Genomic DNA, 16,194 nt, shown 5'->3' on the forward strand with positions numbered 1-16,194 from the left:
TATCAGAACTACCCTCTCAATAAACCCTTTGATTTATATGTATAAATGTGATTATCTTGCTCTACTTTGGCGATAATATCCATAACACTAACCTTTAATGTTCATAATCTCATCTTGCGCTTTCTTCCACTGCTCTTCAATAATCCGCTTAAACAGTAACGCTTGCTGCCAGCGATCAGATACTTCATGTTCTTTCCCAAGCTCATCCAGGCGAGTGATCCCGTAATTTGGCGGTCCTAGCTCTGAGCAAAATGGGAAAAGGTCCCCGGGCTGTGCTTGTTTAAGCCAATGCACCATACCTGTACGCCACCAGCGTGTAAAATGCTCCAGCATCGGGTGATCGCCATCCACCCCTACATCTACCTGGACCTGTTCTCCACTCGAGACACGGCCATGTATACCTGCGGAACGTTCTAGAAGCTTATCGAAATAGGCCTCGACATTATCATTTGTTCCTTGGATTTCACCAGCAACTACATAATGAGATAAATCGATCATCAGTCGGAGCTCTGGCAGTGACTCTACATATCCTGCGGTGCGGATCAAATCTTGCGTGACTGTTCCTCTATGTGTTTCGATAAAATGTGGAATTTTGGCATCCTCAGAAGCTTTTAACAAGCCATCAAGTAAGTGAACCGCTTTGTTATCAATAACAAAGGAATTCGATACCTGTGAGTTAATATATTGCACTCTGCCAAATTCATTGGCATGCTTAATGATATCAATCATATCTTGTGGTTTAGCAGGGTAAGCAATGGCACTGAAACTTAGCTTGTAGCGGTCAAGTAAACGATGCCAGGTATCCATATTTTCAGGAGAAGGCAGCAAATAGCTAACACCTTTAAATCCTGCTTCAGCGATTTTCTCGAACTTTTGCTCCAACGACCATTCCTTGCCGTTCTCTCCTAATCCTTCCATGGCCCATATCGCTTGCTGGACATCCAGTCTAGGTGGATTTAAGGTTCCATCATTAATTCGATTCCAATGGCTCATGCTTATCTCCTTATAATGAATGATTATTAAATACTCAAAAGCGCCTTTAATTTCACGTCCGGGTTTTCTAAGTCTTTAGGATCGAGTACTGTTTGTTTTTGAATGAGCATTTCCGCTAGACGAATATCCTTGGCAATCTTGGAGTTTAGTCCTACGGCGCTTGCCGCAACCAATTGATCATCGTCCGACAGATGGAAGAACAACTTGTCACCTTCACTCAAGTTTCGAACGACTTTCTTCACACCGCAATCAGGCAATCCAGTGACTTGCAAGGTTTGATCATATTGATCCGACCAGAACCACGGGATATCCAGATAAGGTTTAGAAGCGCCTAGCATGTTATGTGCTGCATGCGTTCCTTGATCTTGTGCATTGCGCCAAGCTTCAAGACGAATACGCTTGCCTCCATACAGACTATGCGGGAAGGAGCAGCAGTCACCTGCAGCAAAAATATCAGGGTCACTTGTTGCGAGTCTCTCATCAACCCATATTCCGTTATCTACCGTAAGTCCGCTTTGAGCAGCTAACGATGTTTCAGGAATAGCGCCGATACCGACGACAATGGCATCGCAAAGGATGACGGTTCCATCGACCAGTGTAATCGAATGTCCATCCAGCGTTTTTTCGATGCGCCCAATACCTACCCCAAGTTTAAACCCGACACCTGCCTTTCGATGGCGCGCCTCTACAATGTTCGCAATTTCCTCAGGAACTCCTCGCATCAGAATACGCCGTCCAACCTCAATAACGGTAACCGAGCAGCCTTTTTCGCGCGCGCTTGCCGCTACTTCAAGCCCAATAAAGCCCGCTCCTATGACAACAATATGCTTTCCCGGTAGAAAGCGCGAACGCAATACGAGCGAGTCTTCGAATGTCCGGAGATATAATAAATCCGTAATGTTGGAGCCTTCCATGTTCAATCGTCGTGGATTGGCTCCTGTTGCAAGCAAGAGCCTTTCATACCTTATCTGCTGACCATTACTAAGTTCTGTTACATGCCCATCTCGATCAATCTTAACAACGGAGCTATCCGTTATTAATTGAATGTTATACTGCGATTGCTTAGCCTCGTCAAGAATAGTCATTGGCGTAGGTTCATCTTCACCAACCAATGAGCTTTTGGAAAGCGGCGGTCGTTCATAAGGTGCCAGCTTTTCTTTTCCGATTAGCGTGATCGACCCACTCCAACCCTCTGTTCGGAGCTCAACAGCCGCTCGCGCACCAGCTTCGCCTGCACCCACAATAACCATTCCTAAATCAGCCATTATCTATTCTCTCCTCAGTCTATCTTGATGAAGATCTTATCTTCTTCAATCTTTACAGGATAAGTCTTAAGATCAACGCATACCGGCGTACGCTTCGCTTCACCCGTCGTATAGTCAAATCGGCCGTTATGCTTGGGACACTCGATGGTGTTGCCCATCACAAGCCCTTCGGCTAAATGAAACTTCTCATGGGTGCAATAACCATCGGTCGCATAATACTTACTTTTAGCTGTCCGATAAATAGCAAACGTACGATCTCCATGATCGAATCGAATAACATCTTCCTCATCAATGTCATCTACTTCACAAGCTTCAACCCAACCCTCTAAATGCTGCATACATGCCTCCGAGTATATGAATGTTTTATTTAACTAGACCGTGTGGGTCAATAACGAATTTTCTGGAAACACCGCGATCAAAATCTTGGTACGCTTGTGGAGCAGCATCTAACGAAATGAGTGTGGCATTAACCGCTTTTGCAATTTGTGCTCTACCGCTGAGAATAGCCATCATTAAATCTCTATTGTATTTCATAACAGGCGTCTGACCCGTTACGAAGGTATGAGATTTCGCCCATCCAAGACCGAAACGAATCTTCAATGTACCAATTTTTGAATCCTCATCTACAGCACCAGGATCGCCGGTCACATAAAGCCCTGGAATCCCTAGGCTGCCTCCTGCTCGTGTAACTTCCATGATTGAATTCAACACCGTTGCTGGCGCTTCGCCATGAGCTTTACCATGACCATGCGCTTCGAAACCTACGCAGTCAATGGCAGAGTCCACTTCGGGTGAGCCCAAAATTTGATCAATTTGTCCTGCCAAATCACTATTTTCACGAAGATTGACAGTTTCGCAACCAAAGCTTTTCGCTTGGGCTAGCCTTTCTGCGTTTAAATCACCGACAATAACAACGGCTGCACCAAGCAGCTGTGCGGAGTGAGCTGCTGCAAGGCCAACGGGGCCTGCACCGGCGACGTATACGGTTGATCCCGGTCGAACGCCTGCACTAACCGCACCATGATAACCTGTAGGGAAAATATCGGAAAGCATCGTTAAATCAAGAATTTTTTCCATGGCTTTCTCTTTGTCCGGGAACTTCAGCAATTGGAAGTCTGCATAAGGAACCATGACATATTCTGATTGTCCACCGACCCATCCACCCATATCCACATAACCATAGGCAGAGCCGGGACGATCCGGATTAACGTTTAAGCATACATTCGTATTCCGTTCTTTACAGCTGCGGCAACGGCCACAAGCAATGTTGAAGGGAACGGAGACCAAATCTCCCTTTTTGATAAATTCAACATCGCGTCCTACTTCAATGACTTCACCCGTTATTTCATGTCCTAAGATGAGACCTGACGGCGCAGTTGTCCGACCTCTAACCATATGCTGATCGCTACCGCAAATGTTAGTAGTTACTACTTTCAGAATGACACCATGCTCGCATTTTCGTCCTACGTTTAATGGATTGACACCTGGACCGTCTTTAAGTACCAATTCTGGAAAATCCGTATTACGAACCTCAACGCTACCGGGTTTACTATAGACAACTGCTCTGTTTCCTGCCATGTTCTCATCTTCCTCTCATCATTTAGTTAATCATTGCTTGTGGCTCGCTCTTCACTTGCGAAGTCACAGTCTTTTCAGCTTGTACGCCGTAGTAATAAGGGTTTGCTGTACTAGGCAGAGGACGATCAACCACATATTGCGGATCTTTCTTCTGTTTAATGAGCGCTGCAATTACCTCTTTAAGAGCCGCCCAAAGACTAGGATTTGGTGCCGGATAATCAAACATCAATTCTTTGTGTAGAGCAGGTAACGCATGATAAGGAACCATCGGAAACATGTGATGCTCTATGTGATAGTTCATGTTCCAGTAAAGGAATCTAAAGAAAGGATTCAAATAAATCGTGCGCGTATTTAAGCGATGATCCAGAACATCTTCATGCAGACCCAAATGCTGAGTTAGACCCACTAATAAAAGGAGAATCGGACCATAGAAGGTCGGAAGACCAACAAACATTAGCGGTAAAATACTACCAATTTGAATGGACCATATAGTGAAGCCTAGTAAAATCAGTATCCAAACACGTGAAATCCAAACCGCTTTTCTGAATTCAGTCTCTGGAACATAGTCTTTTTCTGAGTCAGTTAGTTTTCCGAAACAGTGCGTGATAATGCTTTTAAGATCTCTTGAGCCGCCATATATATGTACGATTTCTCCAAAAATGATCCTCCAAACAGGGGGTCTAGTCATAGCAATTTCCGGATCACGACCGACAATATAGGTGTCAGTGTGATGACGAGCATGACTCCAACGCCAAGGGGTTGGTGGTCTTAAGTCCATAAAAGAGGCGATCTGATAGAGGGCATCATTCATCCAAGCTGTCTTGAAAGCTGTGCCATGACCGCATTCGTGCCATCTTGAATCGGCAGTCGAAGCATAACTAATTCCATATAAGGCAAATGCGGGTATAGCCCACCATGTACCCCACGAATAATAGGCAAGAATTCCCGTACCTATGAGCCAAGCGAACATGATGATCGTATCCCGGATTGCAGGTCCATCCTTACGTTTCATTAGCTCTTTAAGACGTTTACGTGAAATCGGGCTCGTATACCATTCAGCCGCTACTAATCCTTTTTCCTGAGCTCGTTTGTTTTCTGGTCCTGTGAGAGAGTAATCTCTTTTCAAGTTTTTATTAGACACTGGTTAACCTCCACTTATTCATCATGTGTCAGCGCTTTCTTTAATGATAAACGTATAAGGACACAGTGTCTTTGAAATAAGAGGACATTCATTTGCACTATATGGACATTTATAACTTGATAAAAGGTATCTCTGACAATTGGGATTTGCGAAACTTTCCTGGGGGAACGCCTATTTTACGGGTAAAAACTCTTGAATAATAGTGAACCGATTCAAACCCAATTTCCTGGGCGATACGACTTATGGTCCAATCTGTCTCGAGAAGAAGCTCCATAGACTTTCGAACTCTTCGCTCTTGCACATAATGCGAAAAAGTTTGCCCGACCTTCACGGCAAACAATCGCGATAAGTGACGCTCTGTTATATGGAGATAGCTTGACAACTGATGAAGACTTAAGGAAGAAGCTAGATTGTCCTCGATGAAAAGCTTGGCTCGCTGCAAATAATAGGAAGAAATTTGTTGATGCTCCGGGAAGTCGTCACTTTCGACAACCTCCGCAAATTCACTATAAAAAGAAACAAGCAAAGCATAGGCAAAACTGCGAATCATTTCTTTCGTCATGATACGGTCCTGCTTGCAAAGTGTAAACAACATACGCCAAGTTTGTGCGGTAACCGTTTCGTCTGCCATTGGAACTACAATTTTATTCAAATTCATCATTTGCAAATAACGGTTTAATTTCTCTTCTGATGACCGGGAACTATCTAATTCAAAGGCAACATAATAGATCTCAATCCCAGCCTCGCTTTTAATTTGATGCCATTTGCCAGGTCTTGAACAAAACAATGTTCCTTGACGGAGCGGATATTCTTCATCTGACTCCAAGTAGCTGCCCTCACCTGCCAGAACATAACAAACCTCAAAAAAGGAATGTCTATGTAGAGGATTATCAAAGTGTTCCGGCATAGCCCCCCAATAATGCACCTTAAAACTTAATTCTGCACCTTGCAAATCAACTGCTGTTTCATTTAGAAGACGGCTCATCTTTTTGTAATCTGATTTGGCTGCCATGGGAGCCCCTCCCGATAAAAAAACTAGCCCTCAAGAAGAGGGCAGTGATATGTTATTAAGCTCAAACTAACCAAAATTCTCGCAGCCTTGGAAACTCATATGACAGAATACGTCAAATTTTGGAAATGCCAAGTAAGTGTTCGATACATCTCCCTTATCTCCGCGCATTAGGAAGATAGGATGATTCTCTTTCTTTACTTTAGTACTGGTTGGAATATAACGAATGGTCAATCCGCAACGGCGGTGAGGTGAAAGGTTTGCCTTGGAACCATGGATGATATTCGGATGGTGAATGGATACACTCCCCGACTTTAATACTAGATCTACTGCTTTGGATTCGTCTACAAATTTCTTCTCTATTTCAGAGCTCAGAACGTTTTCAACATCGAAGCTGCCTTTCATCTCTTGAAGCTGCAATTGATGAGTTCCTGGAATGACACGCAAGCAACCGTTCTCAGTCGTAGAATCATCCACGGCCAGCCACAACGAAATAACCTTCATCGGCTCCAAGGGCCAGTAGCTTCCATCTTGATGCCACAAGACCGGCTGGCCTGTAAAAGCCGGCTTGCAAATGTAATGAGAAGCAAACAGAGCAATGTCAGGTCCGATAAACGATTGTGCAATATCCAAAAGCCGATCGTCTCTTACAAGCCGCAGCCAGAATGGATCGTTGTTAATTAAATTGGTATGGAGCTGCTCCGGACGGAGATTTGGATTTTTATTGATCAGCCATTGCACATGCTCCTGTGCTTCTTTCATCAAATCAGCATCCAGGACATCAGGAAAAATAAGGTAACCATCTCTTTCATATTTTCCTACCAATTCCGAGGTTACTTCCACTGTCATGACCATCTACTCCTCTTTGATTTTGAATTAGATTTCTTACTTCAAATTTACTAAATGAGATGCGTCTTGTCTTTGTACAGTTATGCCCTTGTTTTGTACCAGTACGCCATCTTATAATAATCGTGAGCCAAGTGAAACGGAGGTTGTCCCCATAAGCATCAATGATCTCAATACGTTTGCTCTCGATTTTCAGGAGTCAGAGGCCACCTTCCATGTCTATTACTGGGGGGATATAAAGGAACATTTTACCCATTCTCTCCATAAACACTCTTTCTTCGAATGCTGTTACATTACTTCAGGCGAAGGATTCTATATCGATGACAGCCTTCGTTACGATTTGCATGCAGGCGATTGCTTTCTTTCCAAGCCAGGCGTATGGCACCGTATTGAAGGCACTCCTGGTGTCGGTATTGGACTCGTCTATTTCGCTTTTGAACTAATGGAACAAAGATCATCTACCGAGTTCGTGAGCGGATATCACCGCTTATTGAACACGAACCGAGTCCTGGTACAAGCCGAAACTCCATCCACAATGGCAGATTTATGGCGAACTTTGATGAATGCTAGACATTCGGGTACAAGCAATCCACAAATGCTAAAGCATATTGCGTACTCCTTGATCCTATCGGTTTTTCAATTATTTCTTGACGAAGACGACCATAGAAAAACAGCGATTAAACCAAGTGAATCGATACTGCTGAGCCAGGCAAAGCTTTATATTCGCGACAACTTATCCATACGGATCAAATTTCAGGATTTGGCCAAGCATTTACATACGTCTGAAAGACAACTTTCTCGACTTTTTAAGGATGAGCTGAACGAGTCCTTCTCGGATTATTATCGTAAGGTCAAGATCCAGGCTGCAACCTCACTTTTGAAAACGACAGGCTTCTCATTGAAACAAATCGCCGAATTAACCGGTTTTTACTCAATCCACCATTTCACAAAAGCGTATAAACAAGCAACAGAATATAACCCTGGGCAATGGCGAAAAATGGAACAAAGCTCTGCCTGCGAAATACCTTTGGCGAAACACCCTCCATTTGGGAGCCCCTCTCGATAAAAAAACAGCCCTCAAGAAGAGGACTCCTGAAAAGCATGTGAGTGAAAAATGAGATGTCTCTTGATATGTTCGCGCCAATAATCCCAAGAATGAGCTCCCGGATGCTCAGCATAAGAATGGAAAGCTCCAATCGCCTCCAACCGTTCATGCAACTGACGATTCATATGGATATATCGATCGTCTACGCCGCAATCGAAGTAAATCTTGGGCAATTCGTTTGTGGATGGAATCGCCATCGTTAAGGGCGATTCCTCCGTCATTCGTTTCTCATTCATTTGGAAAATCGAAGCATAATCTTCTGAACCAATCAGTTCTGCCAACTCTTGAACATGGAAAAATCCACTTAAGCTGGAGGAAGATGCAAACTGTTCCGGATAAGCGAAAGCCAACCGAATGGAAGCATATCCCCCCATAGATAAACCGCTGATCGCACGTGTTTCCTTTGAACCGCCTACATGCCATTTTTGTTCAACATGCGGGATCAGGTCTTCCAACAAATAATCTTCATACAGATGTGGCCTTCCTGCGTCCCAGTTCAAATAGCCGGTGCCTATGGCGGTCAATCCATCCGAAGGCATGAGGATTGCCATAGGACCTATCCGCTTTTCCTTTATCAAACCCTGCATGGTTTGAAGCACATGACCTTGTTCCGTCCAATCGATTTCGGAACCATGAACACCATGCAGCAAAATCAATAAGGGTAAACTACCAACGGGACGCGATTCTGGAAGTAAGAGACGGTAGACTCGACGCGCATTCAAAGCTGCAGAGTGAAAGTTCTCTGAATAAAGCTGCATCCTCATTGATTTAATTCCTGTAAGTTAAAATTCGCATCCTTCATCGATCGAAGCACGATTTCATGCGTTACACAGTTGTCATCCATTTCAATCACTGAGACAATGGCTTTTGCAACATCTTCGGGTGTTAAATATTTTTCTACCGGTGACTTTTGTTCGCGAGCCGTATCCCAGAAGGCGGTATTCACGCCACCTGGGTAGATGCCGGAAACACGGATATCGAATTGTGCAGCCTCCTCTTGAAGCGCTTGTGTAAATCCTCTTACAGCAAATTTAGTACCGCAATAGACAGACTCCGTAGGCACGCCCGTTAATCCAGCTGTAGATATGATATTGATAATGTGGCCTGCGCGCTGATCTTTCATTGTACGAAGCGCATACTTGCAGCCAAGGACAGTGCCTTTATAATTGACATCCATCATCCAATCGATATCATCCTCGGTATATTCCGTGATTAACTTATGCCTTGCAACGCCTGCATTATTGATCCATACGGCAATCGGCCCAAGCTGAGATTCTGCGTTCTCTGCCAACGCGGATATATCCGACTCTGAGCGGACATCCGTCTTCCATGCGCTGACACGGTCAGAAGAAAGACTTTTTACAGCCTCTTGCAGTGCCTTCTCATCGGCATCGCTAATCATAACCTTCGCGCCTGCCACAAGGAGCTGTTTAGCTAGAGAGAAACCAATCCCCCTAGCCGCCCCGGTAACCACACATACTTTATCTGTCAAGTCCATTATACAGTCACTCCTCCACGAGTTCTTTCTCTTCCGGCACGAATTTCTACGAGAAATTCAGGCCACCATTCTTTTTGATCGGATTGATGACTCAATCTTACCTTTTCTGCCAAGTTCCGATTCATGACGATTTCTGCTTGCTGTTTAAGCTCTTCCATGTTCTTGTATTCTGGAACCAACCATTTTCTGCCGATCTGCGCGTGCAAGACCTCATCGGCCCAATCGTAATCCTGAAACGTTTTTGCAAGATCGTTATCCGATGCTTTGGCTATGACCCATTCAAAATGTTTACCCGTGTCTTTGGGCATTAATCCTTGCTCAATGTACCAAAGCACAAGATGCGCCTCCAGCGGAGTAGCTGTATTGTTCAATGCCATCGTTGTTAAAAATTCTACTGGATATTTGTAAAACTCAACACCATCCTGGAACAAACCTACTTCGCCCATCATCGAATGACGAGCTTCGTCCCATAGCTGTCGACTTAAGTCCTGATAGTACTCCCAAGGCTTGCCCTGCGTTTTATAAATAATCGGTCCCATCCACTCAGGAACGTCCATCTCACGCAGACGTTTATAGAGGAGCGCATAAGTTCTTTCATCCACCGGAAAGCTTTCATCGGAAAAGATTTTGTCATAATTATTTGTTGAATTATAGGTATCCACGAACCTTGCGTCCCGCCGAGGCTCCACTTTCATTTCATAACGTTGGCCATTAGCACGGGGCACAGCAGGCTGCCAATCTTCAGGCTTAACCAAATCCCCTGAAATGCCGCCTGCGGCGTACAGAAAAGATTCCAGATGATTTTGCCACTTCATAGCGGCATGTTGATCTTCATCCGATCGGATAAGCGCTTGCACAGCAGCCTCTCCCCATGGAATCATTTCTTCCTCTTCCACTAAAATTAGCTTCAGCACTCGACAGGTCGGATGATCGACCAATGGATTCGTCTCCGCTACATGTTTCTTCATCGACCGTACCAACTCCGGCTTTGCCACCCTGTAAATTCCTACTAGCAGTTCCAAGGTTGATTCTGCACGAATGACCTCATTGAAGAAGGCTTCGATCTTAGCATCCGGCACTTTATCCAAATGCAAAGGCGGTTCCCTCATCTCCGTAACCCTTTTCCGAAGTGCCGCACTATGTTCGGCATCCAGCCAAATGTGCAATCCGAAAGCTCCTTTTACCTCCCATTCGGGGACACTTGTAATATGGGCTGCAAAAATTTGATTCAACTGCGATTCAGCATACAAATATCTTCTTAGTAAATTCACATTATGATCGATGTCATAGCCAGCTTTGCAAGCGTCTTCATAACTGCAAACGCCTGCAAGCGGGATCAAGCCTAAATTGTTAACATTTACTCTTGTCATTTTCAATCCTCCCTTTCATGTCTTAAGAATTAATTTAAATATATGACATTTCTTATAAGAAAGCATTGTGAAACCCTACTTTTTTCTTGTAAAATCTTATTATCTTATAGTAACTAAAAGGAGTTTTCCCCTTGCATCTTTCTTTTCTTGAAATCATCAAAGATCAGCCGATTGTTCCCTACATCCGAGAATCCGACTATGCAGTAAGGCAGCCCGGGTGGACCGTGCCTAATCGGAAACTCTTGGATTATTTACTAATCTACATTCAGGAAGGAAGCTGTCAAGTAGAGATAGAAGGTACCTTATATGATTTTCAAGCAGGTGGCTTTTGTCTTATTCAACCAGGTGAAAAATGTTCATTAAAGGGAATCACACGAACAATTACGCCATTTGCACATTTTGACCTTTTCTATAATCCGTTACGAGAACAAAGCTTTCCTACCAAGCCAGGACAGATTGAACTGAGCGAATACCAGCATCTTATGCAGCCTCGACTGAACGACTTCGTGAACATTTCGATCCCTATCAAATTTAGGCTTAATCATCGCTCTGTTTACAAAGAGTCATTGTTAAAAATGGTTGGACTTTGGCAAAATGGGGATGTGATCAGCCAAATGGAAGCCAATCATTTATTAGAAAATTTAATTATTGGTTTATTGAAAGAATTTAGTGATCTGCAGCAAGAAGATAAATCGTTAAAACCACAATCTTTGAATTGGATCACTTCGTACTTTTTCAACCATCTTTCGGAATCGTTATCTCTTGATGATATGGCAAAGAGAGCACGACTCTCGCCTTCAAGGTTTTCTGCTCTATTCAAAGTAAAATTCGGTGTTTCTCCCCATCAGTATTTTTTGCATTTGCGGATTCAGCATGCCCAAGAACTTCTCAAACAAGGGGACTACACCATGGAAGATATCACACACTTTTGCGGCTTTACCGACGCACCTCATTTTTCAAATACATTTAAGAAAATAACAGGGGAAACACCAGGGAATTTCAGAAAAAATATGTTTATTTAGTGCCTTCTTGACTTTCAACTCCAACAAGAGCAAAAAGGGCTGAATACTCAGCCCCTCATACGGATTTCCGATGTTGATCTTTCATTTACGTTTATTTTTTCTTATTGATTGCCGGATTGATCATGAGGTACTGTGACGGTCACAGATTCAACCGATTTGTTGCCCGCTTTATCGGTAGCTGTATATGTGATTGTATAGATGCGTGATTTTTCGGCCCGCAAACTAAATGAAGTGGCGGGTGTACCGAAATCGGCCTGAATGTCGCCATTACCGCTATCTGGTTGATTGCTCGTGATGGACGTTAATACCACGGATTCAACGCCCGATGTAGCATCACTAGAATTCAGCGTGGCATTGATCGTCACCATTTTATGATTCGCTGGCCAAATCGACGTCTTATCCAGCTGGACGGAAAGCGTTGGAGCTGTCTTGTCAACTTTAAATTCGACCGTTTTGAGTTGTTCTACATTACCTGCCTGATCCTTGCTGCGGTATCCGAGCTTATAAGTTCCGTCACCGAAAGCTGGAATGGAGCCGGTGTAAACGATCCATTCACTATCATTCTCTTGGTATTCCGTTGTTACGGAGCCTCCGTAAACACTGGCGTATACGGATAAGCTTACGGTCACATCCGTCGTGTACCAGCTGTTCTTGCCGCTAGGCGCAGCCGGACTTAACGTTGCGGTGGTTTTCGGGATCGGCTTGCGCAAAATGTATGTCTCTCCTGCGACGGTATTAAAGGTAACAGTGGCTTCGCTTTCCCAGTTGGGGGCGGTTCCGGTGGTGGTTTCAACCTCATGGCCGGATGAGTCAAAGACATCGATGCCCACAGCCCAGGGAGAGGCAACGGTAAGAGGTTTGCCCGCCTCACTCTTAATGGTCACACTCTGTACCTCGTTTGACGCTCCGTCGTAAGCAGCGGACACAACGAAGGCTCCCGGCGCACGCAGTCTGGCAAAAGTCGCGTTCTTTCCGCTCACCCAGTTCGGGAACACCTTCATAACGCCCTGGTCACTCATGAGCAGCATGCTGTTGATCGCCTCGGTAGCGCCGATCTTCTCCACGCCGTGCACACCATCACTGATGCGCAGATTAGGCTGAATCTGGGCTCTGATCGTGTTGGTCATATTTCCTAAGACAACAACCGCGGGGTATCTGGAGTGAACCGCATCGTTGAAGATTCTGGGGAAATTGTTGATCTGGCTCCACGCGCTGGTGCCGAACACGTCGATTGTGTTTCTGGCGATCTGCTGCGCGTTGTCCGAGGAGTAGTAACCCAGCTGACCGCCGGGGACAACGATGTCCAGCGGGATGATGTTTCCGTCGGCCGGGACGGGATTGGTCAGATCTACCCACTGCCCATTGTTCCACTCCTTTTCCGCGAGGGCATAGACCTGCTTGCTATTCCATACACTGGTCGGCTGCGGAGCTAGATGATCGAAAAGATCCTGCCAGTGCGCCCTCAGATCCGCGTCTCTGTCCAGCGTGACGCTAGCGGCAATCAACTCAGACAAAACACTCTTGAGCGCCGCAAGTTCCACCGCGGGGTTTTTGGCCCACGAGCCCTCATTGTAACCTGCGTACAATGTATAAGTGTCGCCAGTCTTGTCGAGCCATGCGTCATAGAAGTTCGCGCATTTCTTAAGATAGTCATAGACGTAGGTTTCCAGATACGTTTCGTCCTGCGTATAGTGGTAATATTGAATCAATGGATAGCTGCTGAAAGCGGCGTTGAGCGCCTCGGAGAGATAATGATCGTCCGTGATGGTGCCCCACGGTCCAATACCTACCGGATACAAGACCGCGTCTGCAATTCCATTTTGCAGATCCGGACGGCTATTGACGAAGCCTCCGTTGATACGTCTGAGCTGATTCGGGTCCGCAGCGCGTCGCATACCCTCGGGCACGAAGCTCAAAATCGCCTCTCCGGCTGGCAGCGACAAGTCGTAGCGGTTGCTGGAGTTGGCTCCGAAAAAGGTGGCGATGAAGTTGTAGTTGAGATGGTAATCGGACGACCAGCTGGGGTTGTCGGTGGTGTGCCATACCCCATAAAGTCCCGGGGCAACTTTTCCGGGTTTAGCGGTGCTGCCGAGGAGATATTGCGCGCCGTAATAGTATTTCTGTACGTCGGCGTAGTCCGGGATGTTGATGTATGAGGCAGACCAGAAGTTTTTCCACCAGCTTTCATGTTCGGCCCGCAGGGACTCAACGTCCTGAGCACCGTTGATCGACGACAGCAGAGCGCTCGCCTCGAGGACCGGATCGGTTGTGAGCAGTTTGTTCGTTGAGTCGTAGGTCTTTCCGCCACCGCCAGTCGCTGTGACGATCTGTACCGTCTGACCCGCATCCAGCGTAAACGCCGTGGTGCCCGTGCCCTTCAAGCTGTTGACAGAGACCGCACTTTGGGCGCCCAGCACCTTGGTTGCGAGAGCAACCTTCGATGTCCATGAGTTCGGGTTGAGCGGCGCGTTGTTGAACGTCGCTCTTGTAGCTACCGCGTATCCGTCAACTTTCGTGGAAGTGGCCGGGAAGTTTCGGTTGTCTGCCTTGCCCCAGGTGCTCACCTCCAGATCCACCGGCTTGGATCCCAGAGACGTGAGCTCTGTAACCAACAGGTTTTTCGAGGAGGATAGCCATGTTTTCATCGACAGCATTACGCCATTGATACTTAACTTGGTCTGGATCTCCGAGTTCAAGATATCCTGCTTCTCATACGTCGGAGTACTGCTGTTGCTGTAGAGTTCCAGCTCATGGATACGCAGCACATTCTCCTTGCCCGCCTCAGCAGATGCTTTAGTGACCCACAGCCGCACATAGCGCGCCGTTACCGGAGCGGCAAGATTCCGGTTTACAATAGCATCATTGTTTCCTGTCACAGAGTCCATATTGACCCAACCACTCTGCACTGTGACGTTATCCCAGGTAACGCCGTTCTCGTCAGGCAGATATTGCAGCGCAAAATCCTTGGTGTTGCGCGTGACAGGCTCGCCCACCAAGCTTGCATTATACATACTGTAGCTGGCAATCGGCTTAGGACTTCCCAAATCGATGATTGCCCAGTGCGGGGTCGCAAGAGCTGTGGTACACCATTTCTTATTGACATCGTTGGATATGCCGTCAACCAACAGCTCCGGACCGAAGCCGGATAGTGAACTATCAGCCTTCACTGGCCGTTTCAACGCAATGTTCGGATTCCCCAGAACAGGTGCTGTTTGCTGCGTACTCCCATAGAGTTCAAGCTGTCCGATTCTGGCGCGTGGGTTGGGGTCGGTATTGCTCTGCTGCAGCGGATTGGTTACGTACAGTCGGAAATGCGCGGATGTGACCGGTGCGGTCAGGTTCTGGTCGAACACATCCATTGTGTTGTTACCGACTGTTGACACGTCCGTCCACACAGCGCCTGGGCCGCCCGTTTCACTGACTTGCAGGCGGAACGCGCTTGTGTTGTTCATGCTGAAGCCGCTGCGTACCGCGCCGTCATTCTTGACTACCCAGCGCTGCACAGTGATCGGTGCGCCAAACTCGAGCTCCAGCCAGTGGGTCCTGCCGATCGCCGTCACCCATCCGTAGCCGCTGGGAGACGGCTGAAAGTTACCGTTGACTGCGTTGACCGGATAGAATGCGTCGTGCTGGCTGCTTGCGGTGACAGCTTTATAAGTCGGGGCTAAATTCGGATTGTCAGCCTGAATGGTTTTCTGCTGGATCGTGATACCGCCGATGGCCAGAGGTTTAGTCAAATTGTCTCCGCTGTTAAACACGCCTTGCAGATTTCCCGCTGATACGAAGTCCGATTTTGAGATGAGGAACGTCTTTTGCTCTTTCGCCCCTGCCGATGTTATACCCACATCGCCGTTACCAAGCAGCGCCGTGTTGGGCATTTTGTCGGAATAGGCGCCACTGTAACTGTCGCCGTTCCATTCTCCGTAGTTCTTGCCTACGATCTCACTGATGGTTCCCCAGTCATCTATTCCCACTGTTTCTGCGAATTGCGTTCCCGGGACGACATCGCCTGATTTAACCGCGTCGATGTCATCAGCCGCCAGCGCGGACGGCACACTCCAGACCGTCGCACTTAAACAAAGACTAAAGATCAGCGCCACAGAACTAATGCGTTTTAGTGTCCTTGAAAGTTTCATAGTAATCCTCCTCTTGATCGGGTTTGTCTTTCGATTAAATCAATAAGGCGCGAAATACGTGTGCATTCCATCTGATCTTCTTAATTCTTGTCCCATTAATCACCCCAGTTAATGAAAGCGTATACAAACCAAACTAAATCGTTATAGATTTTGTTTGTACTTAATAAGTATAAGTTGAAATTTATTTGACAAAAAGTTTAATAATTAATACTTTACTCAAAATATTAATGC

General features: G+C 46.1%; 13 protein-coding genes. 2 read left to right on the forward strand and 11 right to left on the reverse strand.

What is annotated here, in order from left to right:
* Positions 1 to 87: 87 nt before the first annotated feature.
* The 7 genes from GC102_RS23945 to GC102_RS23975 all read right to left on the reverse strand — a co-directional run bounded on the left by GC102_RS23945 (position 88) and on the right by GC102_RS23975 (position 6,835).
* Positions 88 to 993, reverse strand: a complete 906-nt coding sequence (locus GC102_RS23945; RefSeq protein ID WP_171691725.1) for a sugar phosphate isomerase/epimerase family protein — start codon at positions 991 to 993, stop codon at positions 88 to 90.
* A gap of 26 nt (positions 994 to 1,019) precedes the next feature.
* Positions 1,020 to 2,258 carry an NAD(P)/FAD-dependent oxidoreductase gene (locus GC102_RS23950; RefSeq protein ID WP_171691726.1) on the reverse strand — a complete coding sequence of 413 codons (1,239 nt, stop codon included), beginning with the start codon at positions 2,256 to 2,258 and terminating at the stop codon, positions 1,020 to 1,022.
* Positions 2,259 to 2,272: 14 nt separating this feature from the next.
* Complete coding sequence (locus GC102_RS23955) at positions 2,273 to 2,596, reverse strand: MocE family 2Fe-2S type ferredoxin (RefSeq protein WP_171642457.1); 324 nt, start codon at positions 2,594 to 2,596, stop codon at positions 2,273 to 2,275.
* A 25-nt stretch (positions 2,597 to 2,621) separates the two neighbouring features.
* On the reverse strand, positions 2,622 to 3,836 hold the full coding sequence (fdhA, locus tag GC102_RS23960; protein ID WP_171691727.1) for a formaldehyde dehydrogenase, glutathione-independent: 1,215 nt from the start codon (positions 3,834 to 3,836) through the stop codon (positions 2,622 to 2,624).
* Between the two features lie 22 nt (positions 3,837 to 3,858).
* The gene (locus tag GC102_RS23965) at positions 3,859 to 4,977 is read right to left on the reverse strand and encodes a fatty acid desaturase family protein (RefSeq protein ID WP_171691728.1); all 1,119 of its coding nucleotides are present in this window, start codon (positions 4,975 to 4,977) and stop codon (positions 3,859 to 3,861) included.
* A 109-nt stretch (positions 4,978 to 5,086) separates the two neighbouring features.
* A complete protein-coding gene (locus tag GC102_RS23970; protein ID WP_171691729.1) occupies positions 5,087 to 5,989 on the reverse strand; it encodes an AraC family transcriptional regulator in 903 nt (300 codons plus the stop codon).
* Positions 5,990 to 6,055: 66 nt separating this feature from the next.
* Entirely contained in the window at positions 6,056 to 6,835 is a 780-nt protein-coding gene (locus tag GC102_RS23975; RefSeq protein WP_171691730.1) for a phytanoyl-CoA dioxygenase family protein, read from the reverse strand.
* Between the two features lie 88 nt (positions 6,836 to 6,923).
* On the opposite strand from GC102_RS23975, the gene GC102_RS23980 reads away from it, so the two are divergent.
* Complete coding sequence (locus GC102_RS23980) at positions 6,924 to 7,898, forward strand: AraC family transcriptional regulator (RefSeq protein WP_171691731.1); 975 nt, start codon at positions 6,924 to 6,926, stop codon at positions 7,896 to 7,898.
* Between the two features lie 11 nt (positions 7,899 to 7,909).
* On the opposite strand, the gene GC102_RS23985 is transcribed toward GC102_RS23980, so the two are convergent.
* The 3 genes from GC102_RS23985 to GC102_RS23995 are packed head-to-tail and all read right to left on the reverse strand — an operon-like array spanning position 7,910 to position 10,805.
* The gene (locus GC102_RS23985; RefSeq protein WP_171691732.1) at positions 7,910 to 8,701 is read right to left on the reverse strand and encodes an alpha/beta hydrolase; all 792 of its coding nucleotides are present in this window, start codon (positions 8,699 to 8,701) and stop codon (positions 7,910 to 7,912) included.
* Positions 8,698 to 9,435, reverse strand: a complete 738-nt coding sequence (locus tag GC102_RS23990) for an SDR family oxidoreductase (protein ID WP_171691733.1) — start codon at positions 9,433 to 9,435, stop codon at positions 8,698 to 8,700. The genes GC102_RS23985 and GC102_RS23990 overlap by 4 nt, the downstream gene beginning before the upstream one ends.
* Positions 9,435 to 10,805, reverse strand: coding sequence for a hypothetical protein (locus tag GC102_RS23995; RefSeq protein WP_171691734.1), 1,371 nt, complete (start codon positions 10,803 to 10,805; stop codon positions 9,435 to 9,437). The genes GC102_RS23990 and GC102_RS23995 overlap by 1 nt, the downstream gene beginning before the upstream one ends.
* A gap of 131 nt (positions 10,806 to 10,936) precedes the next feature.
* On the opposite strand from GC102_RS23995, the gene GC102_RS24000 reads away from it, so the two are divergent.
* Entirely contained in the window at positions 10,937 to 11,827 is an 891-nt protein-coding gene (locus GC102_RS24000; RefSeq protein ID WP_216628145.1) for an AraC family transcriptional regulator, read from the forward strand.
* Between the two features lie 101 nt (positions 11,828 to 11,928).
* Here GC102_RS24000 and GC102_RS24005 read toward each other — a convergent pair whose 3' ends face one another.
* The gene (locus GC102_RS24005) at positions 11,929 to 15,963 is read right to left on the reverse strand and encodes a discoidin domain-containing protein (protein WP_171691735.1); all 4,035 of its coding nucleotides are present in this window, start codon (positions 15,961 to 15,963) and stop codon (positions 11,929 to 11,931) included.
* Between the last annotated feature and the right edge of the window lie 231 nt (positions 15,964 to 16,194).

The organism is Paenibacillus germinis (genome assembly GCF_013141785.1).
Lineage (GTDB): Bacteria > Bacillota > Bacilli > Paenibacillales > NBRC-103111 > Paenibacillus_E > Paenibacillus_E phytorum.